This window comes from Streptomyces sp. NPDC048436 (assembly GCF_043200355.1).
Taxonomy (GTDB): Bacteria; Actinomycetota; Actinomycetes; order Streptomycetales; family Streptomycetaceae; genus Streptomyces.
Genome location: NZ_JBICXP010000001.1, coordinates 751,877 through 774,884, shown reverse-complemented (window position 1 = coordinate 774,884; position 23,008 = coordinate 751,877). Strand labels below are relative to the sequence as shown.

The 23,008-nt window shown below is 71.0% G+C and carries 15 protein-coding genes and 1 pseudogene; 6 read left to right on the top strand and 10 right to left on the bottom strand.

Annotated elements, in window-relative coordinates:
- Nucleotide 1: 1 nt before the first annotated feature.
- The 6 genes and pseudogenes from ACGFX9_RS03575 to ACGFX9_RS03550 form a co-directional block, all read right to left on the bottom strand.
- Nucleotides 2-736, bottom strand: a complete 735-nt coding sequence (locus ACGFX9_RS03575) for a class I SAM-dependent methyltransferase (RefSeq protein WP_393463948.1) — start codon at nucleotides 734-736, stop codon at nucleotides 2-4.
- Nucleotides 733-1,671: pseudogene (locus ACGFX9_RS03570) on the bottom strand (condensation protein); the annotation flags it as partial. The pseudogene ACGFX9_RS03570 and the gene ACGFX9_RS03575, both read right to left, overlap by 4 nt.
- Before the next feature lie 986 nt (nucleotides 1,672-2,657).
- Entirely contained in the window at nucleotides 2,658-7,178 is a 4,521-nt protein-coding gene (locus ACGFX9_RS03565) for an alpha-(1->3)-arabinofuranosyltransferase family protein (protein WP_393463945.1), read from the bottom strand.
- Nucleotides 7,175-7,894, bottom strand: coding sequence for a class I SAM-dependent methyltransferase (locus ACGFX9_RS03560; RefSeq protein ID WP_393463942.1), 720 nt, complete (start codon nucleotides 7,892-7,894; stop codon nucleotides 7,175-7,177). Before ACGFX9_RS03560 ends, ACGFX9_RS03565 begins: the two co-directional genes overlap by 4 nt.
- Nucleotides 7,891-9,069 (bottom strand): glycosyltransferase family 4 protein, encoded by a 1,179-nt coding sequence (locus tag ACGFX9_RS03555; RefSeq protein WP_393463939.1) that lies wholly within the window; start codon nucleotides 9,067-9,069, stop codon nucleotides 7,891-7,893. Before ACGFX9_RS03555 ends, ACGFX9_RS03560 begins: the two co-directional genes overlap by 4 nt.
- A 230-nt stretch (nucleotides 9,070-9,299) precedes the next feature.
- Entirely contained in the window at nucleotides 9,300-10,334 is a 1,035-nt protein-coding gene (locus ACGFX9_RS03550) for a DUF3068 domain-containing protein (protein ID WP_393463937.1), read from the bottom strand.
- 191 nt (nucleotides 10,335-10,525) lie between these two features.
- Here ACGFX9_RS03550 and ACGFX9_RS03545 point away from each other — a divergent pair, with 191 nt between their 5' ends.
- From ACGFX9_RS03545 to ACGFX9_RS03530, 4 genes are all read left to right on the top strand, one after another.
- Nucleotides 10,526-10,678, top strand: coding sequence for a hypothetical protein (locus ACGFX9_RS03545; RefSeq protein ID WP_393463934.1), 153 nt, complete (start codon nucleotides 10,526-10,528; stop codon nucleotides 10,676-10,678).
- A 12-nt stretch (nucleotides 10,679-10,690) separates the two neighbouring features.
- Complete coding sequence (locus ACGFX9_RS03540; protein WP_393463931.1) at nucleotides 10,691-11,986, top strand: helix-turn-helix domain-containing protein; 1,296 nt, start codon at nucleotides 10,691-10,693, stop codon at nucleotides 11,984-11,986.
- Nucleotides 11,987-12,026: 40 nt separating this feature from the next.
- Complete coding sequence (locus tag ACGFX9_RS03535; protein WP_393463929.1) at nucleotides 12,027-12,887, top strand: SMP-30/gluconolactonase/LRE family protein; 861 nt, start codon at nucleotides 12,027-12,029, stop codon at nucleotides 12,885-12,887.
- 130 nt (nucleotides 12,888-13,017) lie between these two features.
- Nucleotides 13,018-13,710, top strand: coding sequence for a hypothetical protein (locus ACGFX9_RS03530; RefSeq protein ID WP_393463926.1), 693 nt, complete (start codon nucleotides 13,018-13,020; stop codon nucleotides 13,708-13,710).
- Between the two features lie 27 nt (nucleotides 13,711-13,737).
- Here ACGFX9_RS03530 and ACGFX9_RS03525 read toward each other — a convergent pair whose 3' ends face one another.
- Nucleotides 13,738-16,500, bottom strand: a complete 2,763-nt coding sequence (locus ACGFX9_RS03525; protein ID WP_393463923.1) for a hypothetical protein — start codon at nucleotides 16,498-16,500, stop codon at nucleotides 13,738-13,740.
- 319 nt (nucleotides 16,501-16,819) lie between these two features.
- On the bottom strand, nucleotides 16,820-17,278 hold the full coding sequence (locus tag ACGFX9_RS03520; RefSeq protein WP_393463920.1) for a MarR family winged helix-turn-helix transcriptional regulator: 459 nt from the start codon (nucleotides 17,276-17,278) through the stop codon (nucleotides 16,820-16,822).
- Between the two features lie 129 nt (nucleotides 17,279-17,407).
- On the opposite strand from ACGFX9_RS03520, the gene ACGFX9_RS03515 reads away from it, so the two are divergent.
- Together ACGFX9_RS03515 and ACGFX9_RS03510 are read left to right on the top strand one after the other, a co-directional pair.
- A complete protein-coding gene (locus ACGFX9_RS03515) occupies nucleotides 17,408-18,451 on the top strand; it encodes an NADP-dependent oxidoreductase (protein ID WP_393463917.1) in 1,044 nt (347 codons plus the stop codon).
- A 150-nt stretch (nucleotides 18,452-18,601) separates the two neighbouring features.
- Nucleotides 18,602-19,030: an organic hydroperoxide resistance protein gene (locus tag ACGFX9_RS03510; protein WP_393463914.1), complete on the top strand. Its 429-nt coding sequence runs from the start codon at nucleotides 18,602-18,604 to the stop codon at nucleotides 19,028-19,030.
- A 70-nt stretch (nucleotides 19,031-19,100) separates the two neighbouring features.
- On the opposite strand, the gene ACGFX9_RS03505 is transcribed toward ACGFX9_RS03510, so the two are convergent.
- Nucleotides 19,101-20,258 (bottom strand): serine hydrolase domain-containing protein, encoded by a 1,158-nt coding sequence (locus ACGFX9_RS03505; RefSeq protein WP_393463911.1) that lies wholly within the window; start codon nucleotides 20,256-20,258, stop codon nucleotides 19,101-19,103.
- A gap of 108 nt (nucleotides 20,259-20,366) precedes the next feature.
- A complete protein-coding gene (locus ACGFX9_RS03500) occupies nucleotides 20,367-22,967 on the bottom strand; it encodes a M14 family zinc carboxypeptidase (RefSeq protein ID WP_393463908.1) in 2,601 nt (866 codons plus the stop codon).
- Nucleotides 22,968-23,008 lie beyond the last annotated feature (41 nt).

Genomic DNA, 23,008 nt, shown 5'->3' with positions numbered 1-23,008 from the left:
GCTACGTCCTCCGGGCGTGGAGCAGCAGGATCGACGCGGCGCTCGGCACGGCGCAGGCGAGCCGGTCCAGGGCCCGCAGCGGACGCGGTACGCCGTGGAAGGGCGCGCCCGCGACGCGCACCACCTCGAAACCGGTGGCGGCGACGAACTCCCGCAGCGCGCGGGCGGTGTAGAGCCGCAGATGCCCCACGACCTCGCTCCCCGGACGCCCGTGGATGCCGCGCAGACTGACCTCGGAGAAGACGGGCTGCACCCCCGCGAGCAGCAGCCCGCGGTTGTACCAGGCGGCGAGATTGGGCGTGGACAGCATCAGATGCCCTCCTGGCCTGAGCACTCTTCTCAGCTCGTCCAGGGCGCTGTCGGGATCGACGAGATGCTCGATGACCTCGCTGAAGAGAACGGCGTCGGCGGATCCATCGGCGAACGGGAGCCCACCGTCGGTGAGTTCACCGCGTACGACGTACGGAAGATGTGAGTGGGCCCGCTTGAGGGCGTCCTGGGACCAGTCGACGCCGATGACGCGATGCCCCGCGAGGAGCGGGGCGGCCGCCGCTGCGGCGGTGCCGTCGCCGCAGCCGATGTCGAGGACGACGGCGGTGCGGGCGGTCGCCGGGCCGAGGGCGTCGGCGAGCATCCGGGCCTGGCGCAGGCTGCGGGCGTCGCCGGACGCGACGGGGACGGAGGGATCTTCGTAGAAGTCCCGCAGATCACGGGGCGCGGTGCTGGTGCTGGTCATGGCGTGCTCCCCTCCTTCGTGTGCTCCGCGTGCTCCGTGGCGTGGAGGTAGTGCTCGAAGAGGTCGCGAAGATGGGCCCCGTCGCCGCTGCTGAGCAGGGACTTCGACCAGCGCAGGGCGAGGTGCAGGCGCCCCGCGGTGGACGCCGTGGTCACGGTCAGGCCGCGGGGCAGCCGGGCGGGGGCGGAGAACCAGACGGCGTGCGCGCGTCCGGCGTCGCCGAAGTCGAGGGAGTACGGGACGCGGCCGATGTTGCTGAGCAGCGTGGTGGAGGTCCAGGGCGCGGCGGCTCTGCGCAGGCCGCGCGTGACGGCGGCTCTGAGGGAGACGGGCAGCACGGGCGCGGTCAACAGCGATGCTCCATGCCCGAGTTGGGGCCGGGAAAGCGCCTTGAGGGTGCGAGTGCGGTCGGCGGTGCGGCGCAGCAGTACGCCGATGTCGTACGGACTCCACTCCTCGGACGTCAACTCGGCGGCGCTGAACGGCACTTCGACGAGCCGGGTCCCGTTCCCGATGGGCATGCCCATGTCGCGGGGCCGGTCGTCGACAGGCATGGTGATCCGGAACGGCCGCGGGCGCGCCCCGTGCTCCCGGTTCCAGTGCGCGATCATCAGCGCGGTGGCCACCATGAGCTGGTCGTTCACGGTGAACGGCGCCCCCTTGGGCCGCCTAGGCACGGCCATCTCGGCGACGAGCATGCCGTTGCCGGGGGAGGGCTCGGGGGTGCCGCGAGACACGCGAGCGGGCGGAGCCCACCCGGAGGGAGCGTCGGCGGGCGCCGCGGCAGCCTCGGCAACGGGCGCCGACGCCGGTCGCTGCGGGGGCGCCGCGGGGGAGTTGTCCTGCCCGCCGTACAGCTCGGCGGCGGTGGCGAGGATGCGGAGGCAGGCGGGGCCGTCGAGGGCGGTGTGGTTGATGGTGAGGAAGAGGACGCTGCTGCTGGCGGGGCGCCTTGAGCTGGGGCTGCCGGGGGCGCTTGACTCGCCCCCGGCGGCGGCTGCGCTGCCCGGGGCGGGGTCGCCACCCGTGCCGGCGCCTCCGCTGGGGACGGCGCCCGCCGGGCCGCTTGCCGGGCCGGGTGCGGCGCTCGGCATGGCCGCGCTACCCGCGCCGGTGCCTTGGCCGCGGGTCGTGTCCGCGGGGCTGCTGCTCAGGGCTGCCGCGTCGCCCGCGCTGGTGCCTTCGCCGCGGGGCCTGTCCGCTGGGCTGTTGCCCGGGGTGGCTGCATTGCCAGGGGCGATATCGCCGGGGGAGGTCGCCGCGCTGCCCGCGCTGGTGCCCCCGCCGGGGGTCGTGTCCGCCCGCCCGTCGCCCGGGGCGGGTGCGCCGCTCGGTACCGCCGCGCTGCCCGCCCCCGCGTCGGAGGTCGTGCCCCCGGCGTTGATGGCTGCGCCCTCTGAAGCGGGTGCGCCGGGCGAGGTCGCCGCGCCGCCCGTTCCAGCAGCCCCGCCGAGGGCCGTGGCCGCCCCGCCGTTGCCCGAGGTGGAGCCCGCGGTGTCCGCTCCTCCCGAGGGGGCGACCGGGGTGATCACCTCCAGGCGTATCGGAGGTGAGGCCGACAGGGGTGGGGCCTGGGTGAGGGAGCGGGTGCGGGCCTTTTTCAAGGCGTCCCGTTCCGGCGCCGGGAACGTCACCACCTCCACGTCAGGCTCCGCCGTCAGCTCCCACTCGTAGCGACGGCGGTACCAGGGCCCCCGCGCCTCCCGCATCAGGATCCGCGGGTGGCGGCGCAGGGCCTCGTCGAACGCGGCCTTCAGGCGGGCCGGGTCCGGGGTGCCGGGCAGGTGGATCTCGATGTGTACGGTCTCCGGCTCCTCCTCCTGGAGACAGTGCCGTGAGACCTCGTCGACGACCGGGAACGGCACGCGCTCCGGAGGCCGTTCGGGTCCGTCCGCGTGACGTGCGGGGTGATCGAGTGCGGTCATCGTTCCGTGTCCTCCCCGGGAGCGGACGGCGCCGCGGCGCCCGCGAGCCCCTCCGTCGTCCTTGACCTGCGCCGCCTGAAACGCGTGGTCCGCGCGCCCGGCGGTGTCGGTTCCGGCTGGGCGGCGGCAGGGCCGCGGGCGGAGATGGTCGAGCTGGTGGCCTGCGGGGCGCCGCCCGCGTCCAGGCTCCCGTCAGCCGCACCCGGCCCGCTCTCCCCCCGCTTCCGCCTGGGCAGCGGAGTCGTCCCCAGGTCCCTGTCAGGGCCCGGCGGGGAAGGCGCCACGGGAGGCATCACCGGCGGGGCCGCCGGCGGGGGCTGCTGCGAAGGCGGCCCCCAGGGGGCGTTCGCACCGCCGTCACCCGTGTCCCGGTGCCTCGCCGGTGCTGCGGCGGGCTCATCCCGCACACTCGCCAACGCCGCGAACAGCGCGATCAGGGCCAGGAGTTGGGCCACGGGACCGAACGCTCCCTCGTCCGAAGCGAGTGGCTCGCCCGCACCCATGGCCGCCGCGATCCCCGCCCCCGCCATCGCCACGAAGGCGAGCGGCACGAGCAGCGCGTGACGGCGCCAGGCCAGCAGGGCAAGGGCCGGCACGAGCAGCGCGAACCAGCCCGCGATGACTATGGCCACCAGCGTCAGCGCCACCGTGCCCAGGATCGGGCCCGGCGCGGGCGGTGCCACGTCCGGCCCGTCCGCGTTCGGGTCGCGGCGCCGGATCAGCACCAGGGCGATCAGGGCGAGGACGCCGACACCGCCGCCGATCAGGCCGATCTCGTAGATCCGCGAGGGCTCGTAACTCAGCTTGACCTTGCCGCCCTCGCCCTTGGGGACCAGGAAGCCCTGCTGCCAGCCGTCGAGGCGTACGGACGACAGTTCCTTGCCGTTCAGCGTCGCCTTCCAGCCGTCGTTGATGTTCTCGTACGTCGAGAGGTAGGAGGCCGCTCCCGCGCCCACCGCCACCTCGCGCCGGTCGCCCAGCCAGTCCTTGACGTTCAGGGAGCGCGATTCCCGGTCGATCGCGCCCGGTGTCCCCTGGGTCAGTGAGACGTCCATGACGGCGAGCGGGCCCCCGTCACCGGCCTCGACGGTGTGCGCGCCGGAGCCGAGCGACACGGTCGTGTCCTTCGAGCCCCGCTCGCAGGCCGTCACCTCGATGGGGCGCCGCTCGACGAGGTCCCGCACCGAACCCTTCGCGCTCGTCGCGTGCAGCTTGCCGTCGATGGCGAGCACCGGGCCGTCGCCACAGGCGAGTTCGAAGGTCGCGGAAGCCTCCGGCTGAGGCGTCCGGTACTTGTCGAGGGCCGGGATGTAGACCTCGGTGAGGCCCACGGGCAGCTGCAACTCGTCGTCCGCCACCGGGTTGTGGACCGTCAGCGGAGCCGTCTGCGTGACCGTGATGGTCAGCTCGTCCGTGGTGATCGGCGGGAACCGCGTGTTGCCGTTCTCGTCGACACCGGCGATCGCCGCGCCGTCCGGCGAGCTGATCTCGACCTTCTCGGGACGCGTGGAGAGCCCGCCCGCAGCCGGGAGCACGATCTCGTCGATCGCCTGCTTGTCCGGCCACTTCAGATGGATCACCGGAGTGTCACCGGCGATCCAGCCCGTGGTCAGATCGCCGTCCGTCAGATTGCGCGGCGAGAGGCTGCCGCCCAGCTTCGACGTCGACTCGGCGCTCGCGACGATCTGGTCCTTCTGCTCAGGGGCCACCTTGTAGAGCAGCTTGTCGAGCTCGGCGCCAGGCATGGCCACCGCGCTCGCCGCCACCTCGTACTCACCGTCGGCCGGCGTCGTGAAGCGGCGGTGCAGCCCCGACTCGGCGTTCACCGGCGAGAGCGCGCTCGGGTCGGATGACCGGTGCATCGAGTACGTCGTCGCGTCGGCGCCCGTGTCGCCCTCGCGGTTCCCCATGGTGTCCTTGGGGAGGTCGAGCAGCTTGGTGACCCGTACGCCAGGAACGGTGATCTCGGAGAACCCCGCGCCCGTCAGGCCTGCCCGGCCGATCTCCGCGTCGACGATCGTGATCTTCAGCCAACTCGACTCACCGGCAGGGGCCTTGATGCTCTGCCGCATGCCGTTGGGCTGGAGGGAGCTGGTGCGGCTGCCCTGTTCCGTCTCCACCTTGACCCGCGTCGGCGCGGCCCGCACGCCCTCCGCCGGCAGCGGGATCACCCGGATCGAGGAGGGGATGGACTCCTTGGACCTGAACTCCGCCTTGATCCATGCGCCCTTGGGCTTTCCGGGGCTGCCCTCGGCCCATGAAGTGGCCGGATTGCCGTCGAAGGCGTTCACGGGGTCGTACTGCGGCAGATGGAAGAGCCAGTTGCCGTAGCTCGACGCCGTCACGGACTTCGCGCCGCGCAGCTTGGCCGTCGTCTGGTGCTCGATCCCCTCGGTGGGCAGGATCTGGTGCGGCTTCTTGCCCGCGTCCTGCGTGGCACCGCTCGCGTTGTACTCGCCCGGTGTGTACGTATAGGAGGTGTTGGAGTTGATCAGGCCGAAGCGTGTGTCCGCGCGGCGCAGACCGTCACCGACCGCCTGCAGCCCGGGAGTTCCGACCCCCGGATGGTTGTCGCCCGTCAGGACCGATGGACGGTCGCGCATCGCCGGGTCGGCGGAGAGCTGGAGCAGCGACTCGGGGCCGCCGCTCACCACGGCCGTGTTCGACACCGGCTTGATCCCGGCCTGGCCGGGACGCTCCGCGCCCGATCCCGGGGCGTAGATCTCCACCGCGCGCTGGCGCGGATACAGGCCCTCGACCTGGAGGGGCGTGTCCTTCTGGATCGTCCCGCCGGTCATCTTCGGGCCGAATCCTGTGACCCGCTCGAAGCCCGACTCCTCCAGGGTCCGCTTCACGGTCGCCGACGGTACGTTCCCGATCTGGTCGGGGTCGAGGTCGTTGCGCACGACGACGTAGTACATCCCGGCCCGCGTCAAGTAGTCGCGCAGACCAGGGACTTCACCGCCGGTGGTGAGCGCCTGCTCCACCGCGTCCATCGCCCGCCGGTTGCCGGGCGTGCCGAACGGCACGTAGTCCCGCTGGGCCCAGCGGGACTCGGCGAGCACGTCGAGGGGCTGGTCGATGGGCGAGCCCCACGTGTAGATGCCGTGCGCGGTGGCGGGCACGACGAGCGCGCGGGAGTCGGGGGAGTACTTCTGAAGCCAGTCCGCCGTCGTGTCCCAGTAGGTGGGCAGCTTCTGGAACGAACCGGGCTGAAGGATCGAGCCGTTCAGGTAGGGCAGGGCAAGGCCGGGCAGCACGAGCACGGCCGCGATCAGCGGGGCGAACTTGCGCCCCCGCACCGGCCGCGCCCCGCGCGCCTGGGCCGCCACGCCCACGAGATGCATCAGGCCGAAGACAAGGGCGAGCGCGAGGCCCGGCTGGAACTTGTAGATGTTGCGGAAGGGGACGAGCCCGCCGTTCAGCCACGACTGCACGGTCTCGTGGAAGGGCGCGCCGAACGCGCCGCCGTACCCGGCGAGCGTGACGAGCGCGACCGAGAGCACGGTCAGGACGAGCCAGCGCCGCTCGGGCAGATCGCGCCGCGCGAGGCCCGCGAGGCCGAGGGCGGCGGCGAGCGCCGAGCAGACCACGACGAGCACGGACGTCGCGACCGACCACCCCGCGGGCAGCCATGCCTCGCCGAAGTGCAGATACGCGACCCAGTTCCCGGCGCCGCGCAGCGTCTCGGTGGCCGACATGGTGCCGGTGGTGGTGGCCGCGTTCTCCACGTACGGAAGGAAGTTCTCGCCGTAGATGCCGAGCATCAGCAGCGGCACCACCCACCAGGCGGTGGCCAGGATGACCCCGGGCACCCACCAGGTGATCAGCTTCCGTTTGCGCGGTCCGTTCGGTCTCGACAGCAGATACAGGCCCACCGGCAGCAGGGACGCCAGCGTCGCCGCCGCGTTCACGCCGCCCATGAAGGGAATGACGAGCGCGGACCGCAGGGCCGCCGACCGCGCGCTGATCTTGTCGTTCGTCAGCGGGAGCAGCACCCACGGAAGGAGCGCGCCCGGCAGCGCCGCGGCCGACGTCGACCCGACGACGACCGTGAACGTCGGCCACAGCGCGAACGCCACCGCGCCGAGCAGCCGGCTCGCGCCGCTGCCGATCCGCAGCCGCTCGGCGAGCCGCAGCGCACCCCAGAACGCGGTCGCCACGATCAGCGACAGCCAGAGCCGCTCCGCCAGCCACACCGGGAGCTGGACGAGCTTGGCCAGGCCGTAGAACGGCAGCATCGGGAACGTATAGCCGACGTACTGGTCCTGGATCCCGCCGAAGCCGCCCCTGTCGTGCCAGAGCTGCCCCAGGTCGGAGAGGAACTGCCAGGGGTCGACGGCGACCCCCAGCTTGGTGTCGAACGTCATCCGCCCCGGTTTCACCGCCAGGAAGAGGACGAGGACCACGGCCCAGAACCCGAGCAGCCAGCGCCGCGAACGCGGCCCCCGACCGGGTTCGGGGGCGTCAGCCGTGGGCCGGACTGGCGCCGGGGGTGGGGCCTGGACCGTGGTCATGGACACCGCCTGAGGATGAGGAGGAGATTCCAGGTGGCGAACTCGCGTACACCCGGCACCTTGGTGATGCCACCGGCCAGGAACGGCCAGTAGCGGGACCGTGCGGACACGACGGACACGTCGTCCCTGGCCCGCACCTGGCGCAGGGTCGGGCCGATGTGATGCGCGAAGAGGTTCTCGCCGAGCGTGTGTTTGGCTGCCTTGCCCGTACGCCGTTCATAGCGGGCCCGCGCACGGGCGCCACCGAGATAGTGCCAGGGCGCCCACTCGTGGCCGCCCCACGGCGAGTACCAGTTGGTGAAGGAGACGTAGATCAGGCCGCCGGGCCTGGTCACCCGCACCATCTCGCTGAGGAAGGTCTGCGGATCGTCCACGTGCTCAAGGACGTTGGAGGAGAAGGTGACGTCGGCGACGCCGTCGCCGAGGGGCAGTAAATACCCGTCGGCGACGACCGAGCCCTCCGGCGGCTTGGCGCCCAGCTCCGCCGGATCCGGCTCGAAGAGGAAACTCTGCGCGCCGCGCCGCCGGAACTCCTCGGTGAAGTACCCGCCGCCGCCCCCGATGTCGACGACGACGCGGTCCCTGACCGGTCCATACGCCTCGACCTGGTCGGCGGCGTCCCTGGCGAGCAGGGTGTAACACCGCTCGGGCTCCTGCTGCTCGCGCAGGAAGGCCCGGAAGAGGGTGAGCGAGCGCCGCAGCGACGGGTCCTTCACACGGACCCCTGGGATGTCTGGTGGGATGCCTGGTGGGAGGCGACGGCCTCGGAGGCCACGGCCTGGAACTCGCGTACGGAATTGGCCCACCGGTAGCTGGTGGCCCGCTCGCCCGCCGCCTTGCCGAGGGCCCTGCGGCGCTCGGCACTCAGCGCCAACGTGCACCAGGCGGCGGCGAAGGAACTCTCACCCCGGGCCAGCAGACCGGTCACGCCGTCCTCGATGGAGTCCCGTACACCCGGTACGTCGAAGCCGATCGCCGGCGTCGAGCGGGTCGCCGCCTCGGTGATGACCAGCCCCCAGCCCTCCACGGCGGAGGGATGGAGCAGCATCCACGCCTCGCAGAGCAGCCGGTGCTTCTCCGCCTCCGAGACGTGGCCCTTGAACTCCACGCCGGGCCCCGCGAGTTGTTCGAGGCGCGCCAGCTCGGGTCCGTCGCCCACGATCACCAGGCGTCCGCCGGTGACGGGTCTGACACGTTCCCAGAGCCGGAGCAGCAGATCGATGCGCTTGTACTCGACGAGCCGGCCCATCGCAAGGAACATCGGCTCGTCCGAGCGGGGGTGGAGCGGCCCCGGCTCCTCGACTCCGTTGTGGACTATGCGTATGCGCTCACGCTCGACGCCTATCGCGCGCAGGGCGGTGGCCGTGGACGGCGAGACGGCCACAAGGAGATTGCCGCGCTGGGCCCCGGAGAGCGACCAGTGTTCGAGCCTTCGGCCGAGCCGGGCCGCGGGGGCGAGCGCGCCTTGGAAGCGCATCCCCCACAGATCGGTATGGACGTGGTTGACCAGGCACAGGGTGGGCCCGCGGTGCCACAGCGGCGCCAGGTACGGCATGCCGTTGCAGACCTCCACAAGCAGGTCGCAGTCACCGACCTGCCGGGTGAAGGCGGAGCGCGAGCGCAGATAGTGGCCGAGATCGCCGCCCGCCGACACGACACGGTAGTCGCGGAAGGCGGCAGGGCCTCCGCAGAGCAGGGTGACCTGGTGGCCGAGTTTGCTCAGTCCGTCGGCCAGCCGGTCGACGAGCAGTTCGGAACCGCCCGCGGCCGGATTGTCGAGATCTCTGCGGGCGAGAAAGACAATCCGGCGCGGTTGTGGGGGAAGCGCCGGAAGCCGATGCGCGACCCGGGGGGTAGCGGCGCGCAGCGGGGACGGCACGTGCTGGGGCATGCGTGCTCCAACTCGTCTCAGGGTGCGGAACCTTGAGGGCAATGGGGGGTTGCACCGTTCGGGATCGCTCAGGAATCGCTCAGGGGTCACTTACGGACGTGCTGTGCTCGGTCTGTGCGGGGGCGGTGCGGGGACTGTGCGCGGGTGGGGGTGGTTAGTTTTCGCCGCACTGTCCGGCGCGGCTACTCACCGAAGTGACAAGTTCGGGGGATTCAAGAGCTGACGTCTCATCACATCGTGGTGGGTTGCAGGGCGGTTGGGGACGTATCGGTATTCGGACCGCTCGGCTCCGCCGCCGAGCCGGGCCCACCTGACCCATGCGTCCCACGGTCGAAGCGCCGTCCCCGTACGACCAGGACGCCACCCGCGATCGCGAGCACCGCACCGAGCACGCCCGCCCCCACCGGCAGCGTCTCGCCCACCAGCTTCAGCCGGCTGCTGTCGTCGTCTGCGAGCCCGACCTGCGTCTTCTGCGTCTCGGGCGTAAACGCGATGCGCTCGCTGTCGAGCAGCACCGTCGCGTCCTTGTCCGAGCCGGGGGCGCGCAGCGTCTTGCGGGGGCCGATGGCGGCGTAGATGATCCGGCCCGTGCGCTTGTCGGCGACCAGCTCGACGCCGTGGTTGGAGTACCACTCCTCGGCCAGGACATTGCTGCGCTTGGGCTGCCCCACCAGGCGGCCGGGCACCATGCGCGTGCCGGTCTTGGCGGGCTTCACCTTCGCGGTGAAGCGGTAGCCCTCGTAGCCCTGGATCTTCTTCGTGCCGCGGAAGGTCAGCGGGACGGTCGCGCCCAGGGTGTTGTCCCACCAGACGTAACCGCGTTTCTCCACGTCGAAGGGGAACTTGAGGTACGCCTCGCCCTCGAAGTACGGCTTCTCGCCGCAGCAGTGCACCGGCCTGTTCGTCTCCCGGTCGGTGACCCAGCGCTCCGTCGTGAACTGGAGCGAATCGTGCGGGTCCGATGCCGGCAGGGACTTGTCCGGATCGACGGACGTGACCACGTCCCAGACCGCGTGCTCGTCGTTGCTGTCCCCCACGTCACCGCGTACCTGGCGGGTGATCGTCAGGTTCTTGTCGTGCACGGTCTTGATCTTCTCGGTGTCGAAATAGCTGCCTTTGCCCTTGAAAACCGTGATGGTGTCGATGTCGACGGGCGTGCGTTTCGCGTGGGGTGCGACGTACCACGCGAGCATCGGAGCCAGGACGAGCAGAAAGGCGCCGAGTCCGAGGAGGATCAGCGAGAGGGGCGAGGCTGTGCGGCGCATCCGGCACTCCTGAGGGCGGTGGAGAAGTGTTACCGAGCCGTATGGGGCGGGAACGCTAGGCGCACCCTTGACGGAGTGTCAATGCATTGATGAGACTGGGCACTTGCCGGACGGGGCCGGTAAGTGACTGTGCGATCGACATCCGCGCGACCAGGGTGGGGACGACCTCCAGCAGAGAGGCTGACCCTGACATGCACCGATTGCTCGCCGCAGGTCTGACCGTCGCAGCCGCCGCGGCCCTCGCCGTGGCCGCCGCGTTCGGCGTCGTCGCGCTCCTGAACGCGACCCCTGACCAGCCCAACACCCCCCTCGTCCACTACGAGACTGCCCCACGGGGGCAGTGAGTGACCGCGCCCGTGACCGAGAGCCAGGGGCCGCTGCCCGTGCGCTCCGCCTGGCGGGACGTACCCCCCTTGCAGGTACGGCGGTTCGCCGCGCTCGCCCTGGACGAAGTGCCCGCCCTCGCCCAGGACATCCTGCGGGAGATCCGCGCCGAGTACCCCGGCCTGCCCGTCGTCCTGGACGACTCCGGCGAGCCGATGGCGCTCATCGGCATACGCCGTGCCCTGGAGGGGTTCGTCCAGCAGATCGCCGCGGCGGAAGGCGGCCGGCCGTGCTACCCCCTGGAGGTCTTCCAGGAGTTCGGCCGCGGCGAGGGCCTGCACGGCCGCAGCCTCGACTCGCTCCAGGCTATCTACCGCCTGGGGGTGCGCCTGGCCTGGCGGCGCCTCGCCGAGATCGGCCAGCAGATCGACATCCCGCCACCCGCCATGTACGAACTCGCCGAGTCGGGCTTCGAGTACCTGGACGGCCTGGTCGACCAGTCCGTCCGCGGATACGCCGAAGCGGCGGCCCGGCAGGCGGGTGAACGGCTGCGCCTGCAACGCAAGTTGATGGAGCTGCTGCTCTCCGAGCGGCGCGGCGACCCCGGGGCCCTGGCACCGGCAGGACCCGGCCTCGGCTCGTACACGGCGTCCGGAAAGGCCAACGCCGGGAGCACCCTCGACGAACGGGCCGCCCGCGTCGGCTGGCAGCTGCCCGAGCGGGTCGCCGTCGGCGTGCTGCTGCGTCCGGCGCGCGAGGCCGTGGCGCCCGCCGTCGGGCAGGGCGTCCTGCTCGACATGGAGACCGAACAGCCCCGCATGGTCATCCCCGACCCGGAAGCCGCGGGACGCCCCGAGCTGCTGCGGCGCGCCATGGCGGGCTGGTCAGGTGCGATCGGCCCGCCCGTACCGCTCGCCGACGCCGCCAAGTCCCTGCGCTGGGCGGAGGCCGCGGTCCGCCTGATGGAGCGCGGCCTGCTGCCCTCCGGAGAGGTCCTGCACTGCACCGAGCACACCGAAGCTCTGGTCCTGCTCCAGCCCGAGGAGCTCATCGAGGATCTGGCCCGCCGCTGCCTCGCCCCGCTCGCGCACTGCGGGCCCGCGCACGGCCGCCGCCTCGCCGAGACGCTGCTCGCCTGGCTGGAGACGCGGGGCGGAGCGCCGGAGGTCGCGGCCCGCCTCGGGGTGCATCCGCAGACGGTGCGCTACCGCCTGCGGCAGATCAGGGAGCTGTGGGGCGACGAGGTCGACGACCCGGACCGCCGCTTCGAGCTGGAACTGGTGCTCAGGGCACGGCGGTTGCGGGGGGAGCTCGGGCGGGTGAGCTGAGGGGGTGAGCCGAGCCGGGGCGTGCGGGTAGCCTGCCGCAATGGACATAGCGGTACGCGCGCAAGCAGCACTCGGCGAGGGCCCCACCTGGGACCCCGTGGCCAGGCGGCTCATCTGGGTCGACATCCTGAGCTCACGCGTCCACACCTACGATCCGTCGACCGGGCGCCGCACCGTCCTGGCCACCGAGCAGCACGTCGGCGCCGCGAAGCCCCGCGTCGGCGGCGGCCTGGTGGTCAACCTCCGGGACGGCGTGGGCCTCTACGACGCCGTGGCAGACGGTGCTTCGGGCGGCGGCGCCTTCCGCTGGCTGCACCACGAGGTCGTACCCGGCCGCCGTGGCAACGACGCGGCGGTCGCCCCTGACGGCGCGCTCTGGGCCGGGACGATGGCCTATGACGAGACCCCGGGGGCCGCCAACCTGCTGCGCGTCACCGCGGACGGCACCGCCACCGAGGTGTTCGGCGACGTCTCCGTCAGCAACGGCATCGGCTGGAGCCCCGACGGCAGGCTCATGTACTACATCGACACCCTGACGCGCCGCATCGACGTACTGGAACTGGGCGATGACCAACGCCCGGTCTCCCGGCGCCCCTTGGTGGCCATCGAGCCCGAAGCCGGATACCCCGACGGGCTCACCGTCGACGCCGACGGCTGTATCTGGGTCGCCCTGTGGGACGGCGCCGCCGTCCGCCGCTACACCCCCTCCGGAGCCCTTGACCGGGTCATCGCGCTCCCGGTGGCCCGACCGACCGCGTGCGCGTTCGGCGGCGCGGAGCTGCGTGACCTCTACATCACTACCGCCCGTACGGGACTTGAGGCGCCGCACCCCATGTCCGGGTCCGTGCTCGTGGTGCAGGACGCCGGGCAGGGCGTGGCGCAGGCGGCGTTCGCCGGATAGCGGGTAGGGCGCCGATCAGGCGGTATGCCGTAGATCGGACTCCGGCGCCGCTGGAACATTCGATTCCGCACACAACCTTCACGGCAGCGGCTTCCTCTGTTCCCCGTGGCTCACTTAGCCTCCATGCCTCATGGACTACTGCCACCCGTGCCACAGGCACCTCAACGGCGCCCTGGCCTGCCCGGGATGCGGAACCCCGGCCGAAGCCTGCCGTGAGTACGCGGAGGCGGTCACCGCGCAGAACGAGCCGGACGGTTCCGATGGCCCGTACGACGACGAGGGCCCCCGTACGAGGAGCCGCCGCCGGGAGCGCGGGCGTCGCGCGCACCGCCGCAGACGGCGCAAGATCCTGCTGATCACCGCGGGGCTCGCGCTGGCGGCCGGCGGTCTGAGCCTGGCCGAGCTCGGCATCGAGGGCCCATCGGACGAGCCGGCGGCGGCCTCCGCGCCGGACGCGGAGTCCAGCCGGTCCGCTTCCCGGCAGTCGGCGGACCCGGACAGCGGGGCGGCGGCGGGCGCGGAGTCCACGGCGGCCACCTCTGGCGCGCCCTCGGCTTCGGCGTCGGCCACGGACAAGGAGTCCAAGAAGGCCAAGGACGACGAGAAGGCGACGGACGAGGCCGCCCAGGACCCCGGCTCGGCCGACCCGGCCACGACCTCGGCGCCGAACGCACCCGACGACGACACCCCCGGCAGCCCCGATGCACCGGGCACCCCGGGGACCACGCGCCCCACGCCCCCGCCGAGCTCGCAGCAGCCGGACCCGACACCGGAGCCGGAGCCGACAAAGACGTGCGACCGCTTCCTGTGGTGGTGCACCTAGACCGGCGTCCTCCCCGAGCCGGCTCCGCTACCTCTTCTTGCGGTGGGTCGGCTTGGCCTTGCGCCCGTGGATCGTCACGCGGGTCTCCTCCGCCTGCGCCTGGATGGTCTTCTGGACCGGCGCGGGCAGACCCTTGCCCCGGAACGTGGCGACCATCCTGTCGAGCACGGCGTCCGCTTCGACGAGGTTTCCGTCCTTGGCGTGTACGCGGGCGAGGCGGCGCATCGTCTCGTTGAGGGTGATGTTGTCGAGCCCCTCGTCACCCAGGGACGCGTTGATGGCCGCGCCGAGCTGTTGGACGCTCTCCTTGATGTCGGGTTCGCGGACGACGAGCCGGCCGTCGCGGATGTGCTGGAAGTGGCGGCCGGCATTGGCACCGCGGGCCAGGCGGGCGTGCGCTGCCAGGGGGTGGTCGCCGTGACGCTCGATGACCTCCCGCAGTGCGTCGTTGCCACCCTGGAGCTGCGACGCGTCGGAGCCGGTGAACGTCAGCAGCTGCCCCTGTTCGTCGCCCATCAGGAGCTCGCCGACCTGCTGGTCCTCACGGGAGAGCGGCTGGCGTACCCGGACCGTTCGCGGAGCGGAGACCACGCGAGAACCGTCGGGAGCCTGGTAGGCGGCAGCCACCTTGTACAGGCCGGGCTCGCTGAAGTAGAGCCCGTCGGCGCCGTAACCGAGGTACACACTGGCATAGACGGCCGGTGCCTCGGCCGTGAGCGCGGTGGTGTCGTGCCCTGCGCACGTGCGTGAGAGGGGCTGGAACAGGCGGGTGTGGCCGTAGGGATCGGTGATGGCGACGAGCACGTGTCCTGCCGAGGGATCCAGGTCGGGAAGTACGGCGACCGTGCCGCGGCTGCCGGTGCGGCCCAGCTTGAGCTGTGCGACGACCGGTTCGCCGTATTCGAACGCCGCCTGCCCCTCAAGTTCCAGGATGAGGCCGGACTCGTCGGTCAGCGGCTGCGCGAACAGCTCCGTGCCCGGCCGGTCCTTCGCGGCGCCGGCCATGAAGTCGCTGCCTCCCATGACCAACTGCCGGTAGAAGCCGTGCCGCAGGTGCCCGATCTCGTCGTCGGTGAACCGGAACGCGAAGGCACGGAAGAACGCGACGGCCCGATCGGACCCGGTCTGCGCCGCTTCGTTCCCCTGGTAGAGATGCGGATAGGACATCCACGACAGGTCGCCGTAACCGCTCAGGGGCCCCAGCGGTGCGGGCGGGTCCGCCTTGTGCTTGTCGAACGAGTGCAGCAGGTTGAAGGCGTGGCCGATCTCGTGGACGTAGGTGTGCAGCTCGTCGTTCGTACCGGCCGTGTTGCTCTGCGTGAACACCGCGAGACCCTGACGGTGCAGCCCCGTCTGGTCGAACATGGTCCCGGCCGCGCCGCGCTCGCTCCGGCCCGCGATCAGGGTCCACAGCTTCCACTGCGGTATGTCGCGGTGTCCGCTGAAGTTCGCCACCATGGCCGCGTGCAGCTCGGCGTTGGACCACATCAGGTCCGTACCGGCCCCGGTGGTGTCCAGGACGTTGCGGGTACCGGCGGTACGCAACTCGACGCCCGCCTCGGCGAACGAGGAGGGCACGGTGAGCACCCGGTCGGCGTATCCGGGCGGCGTCGCGGCGTTGGCGGTGTCGTAACTGGCGATCTCCTTCTCGCCGACCACGGTGTCGACCTCGTAGTCGACGGTGCGGAAGTACGTCGACACCCTGGGGAGTTCGTACCACAGGGCCCGGGAGTAGCTCGCGTCCTCCAGGCACAGCCACCCGGCCGTCCGCGGTGGCCTGCCGGTCTCGGTGAGATGTATCAGGATCCGGAGCTGGGTGATGTCGGGCGACGGGGTGGCCCAGGTGAGTTTCTTCCCGTAGATCACCATGTAGTCCAGGGTCTGCTCCACCTCCACACCGGTCGCCCGGAAGGAGTTGGAGTAGGCCGTGGTCCCGCCCGCCTCCGTGAAGAGGTCGCCGCTGATCGTGGACAGCGTGCCGGGTCGGTCGATGTCGACCCGGACTTCGACGGTCCGACCGTCGTCGTTGGTGGCCCGATAGGTCCCCGACACCGGCAGGTACGGCGTCTTGTAGCGCGCCGGAAGTACGCCGAGGCCCGTGGTCAGCGAGGTGAGTTCACCGGCTTTCTCCACCCCGGTGCGCCAGTTGAGAATGAGTCCCTGCGCTCCCTTGACCAGGAGTGAGCGGCGTACGCCGCCGGAGGCGGGGGGCAGTGCGACGACGTGGTCGAGGTCCGACCGGAAATCGGCCGGGAGCTGGGCCCAGCCCGGCTCGCCCGCGTCCGGACCCTCGGTGATCAGTACATTCCGTTCGACGGGCGGGGAGGAGGCGCCCCAGTTGAAGGTGAGGACGCGGTTGCCCTTGAACAGGTAGGTGCGCCACTCGCCCGCCGACGAGCTGGGTGCCTGCAGCAGGACGTCGACGTTGTACCGCCAGTCGGCCGGCAGCCAGGAGAGCATCATCAGCTGCTCGCGCCGGACGACGCCGGTGCCCACGAGGTATCGCAGGCTGTCCGTGCCGGTGACGAACATGTACTGCTTCGACCCGTTCTCGTGGGCGGGCAGTTCCAGCACGGCTTCCGGGTACAGGTAGAAGCGCTGGTACTGGTACTGCCGCAGGTCTGCGAACCGTCCCTCGTACGCGTCATAGGTCGCCGCGTCGAAGAGCAGGGCCGTTTCGCTGATACCCACAGCAGCGGAGGGCTGCAGGAACATCGCGGACCACCCCTCGCCGGTCGGGCACGCCACCGCACAGCGGAACCCCGTCGACTTGTGCCTGAGAAACGCCATGAGCGTCCCCGCCTTCTCTTGAGTGATCGCCGCTCCGGGCACGCGACCGCTGGGCCCTCACTTCAACACCGAGCCACTCGTTCCCCCCTGCGCGCTACCGGCCAAGTCGCCCGGCACCGGGTCGCCGGTCAGCGGACGTTCCACCGGGCGGTCCAGTCCTCAGCGGACCGGATGTGACCCATGCCCCCCGGCTGTGCCCGAAGCTGCCGAAGTCGTCGTACGACGAACGTCCTCAGGCCTCACCCGTTGGCCTCGGGGGCTTCCGGCGTCCGGAAACTGGACAGAAGCAAGGCCGGTCTTGGCGGAGGAGCGGCTGAGATCAGGCCGTGGGTGCGCCGTCCTCGCCGATCATCCTGCGCAGCAGCGCCCGCAGCGAGAGCCGCTCCTCGCGGGAGAGCTCGGCCAGCGGCTCCCGTGCGAAGTCCAGTGAATCGCGCAGGCTGCGGGCGACCGTCATGCCCTCTTCCGTCGGCGCCGCGAGCTTCACCCGGCGGTCGGCCGGGTCGGGCCGCCGCTCGACGAGTCCACGCGCTTCGAGCCGGTCGACGATTCCCGTGATGTTCGACGGTTCGCACTTCAGCTTCTGGGCTATACGACGCATGGGCAGCGGTGCGAGCGAGAGCAGCCCCAGGACGCGTGCCTGGGCGCCGGTGAGGGCGTGTTTGCCCGCCGCGTCGTCGTACTCCTCGTAGTAGCGCGCGACGACCGTGCCGATGAGCTCGACGACTTCGAGCGTCAGCGGGTCCGTGCGCGGGCTGCGGGAGCTGGTGGTGGCCATGCACACCAGGCTACCCGGATACTTGACATCATGAAATATGTAGGAGCATGGTTGTTTCACAACCTGAAGCATTTTCGATGTCGCAGACTGCCGGACACGGCAGCCTGAAGCAGCAGGAGGACGCCCCGCATGCCCGTCACCCCCGAGGCCAACACATCCGAGCTCCCCGCCGTCAGCCGTGAATGGCACCTCGTGCGCCGTCCGCACGGCTGGCCGGTCCCGGAGGACTTCGCGCTGCGCGAGGCCCCTGTCGCCGCCCCGGCCGACGGTGCGGTCCTGGTCCGCAATCTGCACTTCTCCGTGGACCCGTACATGCGCGGCCGGATGAATGACGTGAAGTCGTACACCCCGCCGTTCCAGCTGGACGAGCCCATGCAGGGTGGCGCGGTCGGCGAGGTCGTCGCGTCGAACGCCGAGGGCTTCGCGCCCGGCGACCACGTCCTGCACTTCGCGGGCTGGCGCGAGTACGCCCAGGTCCCGGCCAAGCACGCCGTCAAGGTGGACGCGCAGGCCGCGCCGCTCTCGGCGTACCTCGGCGTGCTCGGCATGCCGGGCCTGACCGCGTACGCGGGCCTCTTCGAGGTCGCCTCCTTCAAGGAGGGTGACGCGGTGTTCGTCTCCGGCGCCGCGGGTGCCGTCGGCTCCCAGGTCGGCCAGATGGCCAAGCTCAAGGGCGCATCGCGCGTCATCGGCTCGGCGGGCTCGGACGAGAAGGTGAAGTACCTCGTCGAGGAGCTCGGCTTCGACGCCGCGTTCAACTACAAGGACCCGCGCCCGGTCGTGGAGCAGCTGAAGGAGGCGGCCCCCGACGGCATCGACGTCTACTTCGACAACGTCGGCGGCGAGCACCTCGAAGCGGCCATCAGCCGCATGAACGTGCACGGCCGCGCCACCATCTGCGGCATGATCGCCGCGTACAACGACACCGAGCCGACGCCGGGCCCGCGCAACATGGCCATGATCATCGGCAAGCGGCTCCGTCTGCAGGGCATTCTCGTCGGGGACCACGAGGCGCTGCAGCCCCAGTTCGTCTCCGAGGTCGGCGCGTGGATCCGCTCCGGTGAGCTCAAGTACAACGAGACGGTCGTCGAGGGCGTCGAGAACGGCGTGGAGGCCTTCCTCGGCATGCTGCGCGGCGAGAACACCGGAAAGATGGTCGTTTCCCTCGGCTGAGAGTGGTGAGCGGAGACGTGAGGGCGACGGGCGGCGGCAGCCGGAGCAGGGTGGCCGCCGCTCTTCGTTTTCCGTCATCCGATATTGTCATTCCACATTGTCGCGGCTGTGGGCGCGCGTCGCGGCACGTCTCAGGAGGAACCGGCACTTATGTCCATCCAGCAGATCGACGTCAAGTACACCGCCGTCGCCACCGCCGAGAACGGCCGTGACGGCCGCGTCGCCACCGACGACGGCAAGCTCGACGTCGTCGTCAACCCGCCGAAGGAAATGGGCGGCAGCGGCGCCGGCACCAACCCCGAGCAGCTCTTCGCGGCCGGCTACAGCGCCTGCTTCCAGGGCGCGCTCGGTGTGGTCGCCCGCAAGGAGAAGGCCGACATCTCCGGCTCGACCGTGACCGCCAAGGTCGGCATAGGCCAGAACGAGGCCGGCGGCTTCGGCCTCGAGGTCGCGATCACCGCCTCCATCCCGAACGTGGACGCGGCCACCGCGCAGTCCCTGATCGAGAAGGCGCATCAGGTGTGCCCCTACTCGAGCGCCACGCGCGGCAACATCAAGGTGGAGCTCGCCGTCGCCTGATCCTTGCGACGCGTACGTGGCACAGGGCCGCACCCCAGGCAGGGGTGCGGCCCTCTGTCGTGCCCGGCCCTCAGCCGGTGACCGCCGCCGTGTGGATCGCCCGTACGAGGCGCTCGTCCTCCGGGACCGGTCCTGCGGGGTAGGGAAACCGGCGCCGCGTGTACCCGTAGGCGAGCCCGGTGCGCGGATCGGCGAACGCCTGCGAGCCGCCGACGCCCTTGTGCCCGATGGAGCCCACGCCGAGGAACGGATACCAGGCCTCGGCGACGTTCTGGAACCCCACCCCGAACGATTTGTGGGCCCGCGCCACCAGGTCGTACCCGTTGGAATGGATCTGCCCGAACTCGGCCACGGTCTCCGCCTTCAGGAGGGGCTCCCGCCCGTCGAGCCCGCTGACCGCCGCCGCGTACATCCTGGAGAGACCGCGCGCGGAGGCGACACCGCCGACGGACGCCGGGCCCTTGGCGCGCACCAGGCGGGAGTTGGGGAGCGACTCCAGGGCGGTGGGGTGTGCGCCGTTGCGGTTGAACGCGATGGACGTGAGGCTGCCCGGGTCCGGCGGCTGCGCGTCCAGCAGGGCCCGCTCCGTGGGCGTCGGCATCATCGGCAGTACGGAACGGAAGCGGGGCTCAAGCGCCTCGGGCAGCCCGAGGTGGAGGTCAAGCTCATACGGGACGCGGACCCGCTCCTCGTACACCTCCTGCAAGGTCTGCCCGGTGACCCGGAAGACGACCTCACCGGCCAGCGCGCCGATGGACAGGGCGTGGTAGCCGAACGCGGTGCCGGGCCGCCAGTAGGGCCGCTGGACGGCGATACGGGCGGCGATGGCGCGGTCGTCCGCGATCTCCTCCGGAGTGAATCCACTGTCGGCCCCGACGACGCCCGCGCGATGCGAGAGAAGCTCCCGGAGGGTGACGCCTCCCTTCCCCTCGGCGGCGAACTCCGGCCAGTAGTAGGCCACTTCACGGTCAAAGCCCAGGACGCCCTCCTGGACGAGCAACGCCACGGTGAGGTAGGCGGCACCCTTCGTGGAGGAGTAGACCCCGAAGAGGGTGTCCCCGTCGGTATCCGGCCCCACCCACAGGTCGACGACCTGCCTGCCCTTCACATACGCGCAGAGCTGCGAGGCATGGCCGGGCTCCGCACCGGCGAGCAGGGCGGTGAACTCGTCGCGTACGGGTTCGTAGCCGGCCGCGGTGGTGCCTCGAACCTTGATCTCACGGGTCATGTGGTGCCTTCCTGGGCCGGACGGGCTGGAAATCCGGCCCGTCCGGCGTTCGAGGACGAACTCGGCGAGGCCGGTGACTCTCCCCGGCCTCGGTGATTCTCCCCGACCTCAGCTCACACTCAGCAACGCCCGCCCCACCTGCGGGAACGCCCCCTTGGGGTGATCACGGAACAGCGGCTCGGTGCCGAAAAGGACGACTCGGGACCCCGCGGCGGACCCACTGACGACGGAAGCCTGACCCGCGGCGTCCGCTGGACCACCCGCACCGTCCACCGCCCGCCAGTGCCCCGAAAGCAGCGGATTCCCCGCCCCGTAGGACTGATCGACCCGCACCCCGCTCCCAAGGCCCGTGAACCACATGGGCGCGTACACGAAGGAGTGCTCGATCGCACCGCCGGTGACCGGCCCGCCGGAATTGACCACCCGCACCACTCCATTGGCGTCCCCGTTCCCGGCGACGGCCTTCACGGACAGAAGCTTCGCGTCGGAGTTCAACGCCGCCCCCTCCGCCCCGCGCCCGACAAGCCCGCCCCCATCGGCGAGAAACGCGTCGAGCCCGGCCTTCGCACCGGCGTTCAGGTCCCCGTACGCGAGCCCGGCCGAGACGAACAGCGCGTCCGCGCCCAACTTCTTCCAGTCGAAGCCTGCGTTGAGGACATCCGTCGAAACCGGCACCACGTCGAAGTTCATCTCCCGCAGGGCGAAGAGTTCCCCGGGCGTGACGGCCGCGGCCACCCGCGTGCGGTGCACGACGGCCCCGCCCTTCGCCTTGGTCGCGTCGAAGGCGACGTCATACTTCTTCGCCGCGGCAGCCGCCGCACCCCGCGCCGACGCGGGCACGATCACGCTGCCGTCATCGGCCCGGCGTACGGAAACACCCTTGCCCGTAAGCCAGTTGAGGGCGGCCACCTCGCGCGAGTCGTCCAGCCGCAGCCGAAGGTTCCCGCGCGGTGCGACATACCCGACCCGCGAGGCCGCTTCCACGACCCGCGACCGCCCACCGTTCAGCGAATCACCCTTCACCGAGTCCACCGTGGCGCCCCACAACCGCCCGAGGCTCCACCCCGAGATGTCGTACATGGTGGACACCTTGTCGCTGATGTCGCGGCCGTCAGCGAGCATCACGTTGGCGATCCCGCGCTTGGGCTGACGCATGTCGACGACGTAGGAACCAGCGTCGTACGACTTCCCGCCCAGCCTGAAGTCCCTTGTCGCCTTCCGCACTTCGACGTCATTGGCGAGCAGATGCTCCACGAGCCGCGACGCGGCGGCGGCCGACCGCTGACCGCGCTCGCCCTTCCCCTTCGCCTCGCCCCGCGGAATCACGTACGCACGAGGGAAGTCCGTCGTGTAGACGTCCTCAGGGCCGATGCCCGGCACCCCGGGCACGGTCTCCGGTGAGACCGGAACCTGCGCCGCGCCCGTGTCACCCCGCCGGAACGTCTCGATCTGGTCGGCGATCACCGAAGTCCGGTGCTCCTGCGTGTACTTGAGCGTCGCCGACATCGCGGCGCCCGCGATGTCCACGTTGATCGCGGACCGCCGCCGCAGCTCCGGCACCGGCAGCTCGTCGTACTCGTCGTTGTTGACCGTCATCGGGAACTCGATGGTGTGCGCCGCGACCGCGCCGTGGAACGGCATGTACTGCGGGGTGAAGATCGGCGGCCAGTCGTCCCAGCCCTCTTCCTGGTCGCGGAAGGGGATGATGGCGGGTTCCACGCCGTCCTTCTCGGGCGTGTAGCCGAGGCCGTTGACCGCGGCCTCCATGCCGAGGGCGTTGGCGTAGCTGTTCTTGAGGAAGAGGTCGTACTCGTAGTTCTCGCCGTGCGGGGGAGTCGTCGGCTCGATCAGTGTGCCGTTGACGTACCCGTGCAGGTCGATCATGACCGCGGGCTGCTTGTCGATGGCGATCTGCCGCATCGCGCGGACCTCGGGCTGCGAAGCGGTGATGAAGTCACGGTTGAGGTCGAAGCCGTTGGCGTTCTCGCGGGTGCCCGCGATGCGGCCGTCGGGGTTGGCCGTGACGTTGAAGTACAGCCGGTTGTGCGCGAGCAGATCGGCCGTGCTGCCGTCCTTGGCCTTCGCGAGCTTCTCGATCAGCTTGAGGGCGGCGTCCGTGCCCTCCCACTCGTTGCCGTGGATGTTGTTGTTGATGAAGACCGGCGTCTTGTACGAGGACTTGACCGCCGGATCCTTGGCCGCGGCGCCCGGCGCGTTCTCGATCAGGTCGCGCATCCGCTCCTGGCGGGCGGCCTCCTTGACCGACTCGGGCGAGGTGACGGTCACCAGGTAGAGCTGGTGCCCGCCCGCCGAACGGCCCGCGCTCTCCACGCTGACGCGGTCTCCGATGCCCTGGATGTCATTCAGCTTCGGAGCTATGGAGTGATAGGGCGCCAGGCCCAGTTTTATCGACTTGTCGTCCGGATTGGCGGGCGGTGCGGCGAGCTTCTGCTCACGCGGATAGCCGCGGTCCTTGCCGACACCCAGATGGGGACTGTCGGGGGACCCCAAGGTCCGGTCGGCGGCGCTCTCCGGCGCCTTCGCGGCCCGCTCCGTGGAGCTGAGGGGCGAGCCCTCGCGGAGTATGTCGCGAGCGCGGGGACCGGGGTCCGCGGTCGCGGCGCCCGGGGCGAGCGTGGTGAGGACGAGGGCGCCCGCCGAGGCGAGGGTGGTGAGCAGAACGGGTCTTGATGGCCGGGATATGCCCATACGTGCCTCCTGGAGGAACAACTGGAAAGAAGTCAGCCGGA

Excerpts from the sequence above, each read along its gene's own strand:
- ACGFX9_RS03575 (WP_393463948.1), bottom strand. The coding sequence starts at position 736 with ATGACCAGCACCAGCACCGCGCCCCGTGATCTGCGGGACTTCTACGAA.
- ACGFX9_RS03565 (WP_393463945.1), bottom strand. The coding sequence starts at position 7,178 with ATGACCACGGTCCAGGCCCCACCCCCGGCGCCAGTCCGGCCCACGGCT.
- ACGFX9_RS03555 (WP_393463939.1), bottom strand. The coding sequence starts at position 9,069 with ATGCCCCAGCACGTGCCGTCCCCGCTGCGCGCCGCTACCCCCCGGGTC.
- ACGFX9_RS03550 (WP_393463937.1), bottom strand. The coding sequence starts at position 10,334 with ATGCGCCGCACAGCCTCGCCCCTCTCGCTGATCCTCCTCGGACTCGGC.
- ACGFX9_RS03545 (WP_393463934.1), top strand. The coding sequence starts at position 10,526 with ATGCACCGATTGCTCGCCGCAGGTCTGACCGTCGCAGCCGCCGCGGCC.
- ACGFX9_RS03535 (WP_393463929.1), top strand. The coding sequence starts at position 12,027 with ATGGACATAGCGGTACGCGCGCAAGCAGCACTCGGCGAGGGCCCCACC.
- ACGFX9_RS03530 (WP_393463926.1), top strand. The coding sequence starts at position 13,018 with ATGGACTACTGCCACCCGTGCCACAGGCACCTCAACGGCGCCCTGGCC.
- ACGFX9_RS03525 (WP_393463923.1), bottom strand. The coding sequence starts at position 16,500 with ATGGCGTTTCTCAGGCACAAGTCGACGGGGTTCCGCTGTGCGGTGGCG.
- ACGFX9_RS03520 (WP_393463920.1), bottom strand. The coding sequence starts at position 17,278 with ATGGCCACCACCAGCTCCCGCAGCCCGCGCACGGACCCGCTGACGCTC.
- ACGFX9_RS03515 (WP_393463917.1), top strand. The coding sequence starts at position 17,408 with ATGCCCGTCACCCCCGAGGCCAACACATCCGAGCTCCCCGCCGTCAGC.
- ACGFX9_RS03510 (WP_393463914.1), top strand. The coding sequence starts at position 18,602 with ATGTCCATCCAGCAGATCGACGTCAAGTACACCGCCGTCGCCACCGCC.
- ACGFX9_RS03505 (WP_393463911.1), bottom strand. The coding sequence starts at position 20,258 with ATGACCCGTGAGATCAAGGTTCGAGGCACCACCGCGGCCGGCTACGAA.
- ACGFX9_RS03500 (WP_393463908.1), bottom strand. The coding sequence starts at position 22,967 with ATGGGCATATCCCGGCCATCAAGACCCGTTCTGCTCACCACCCTCGCC.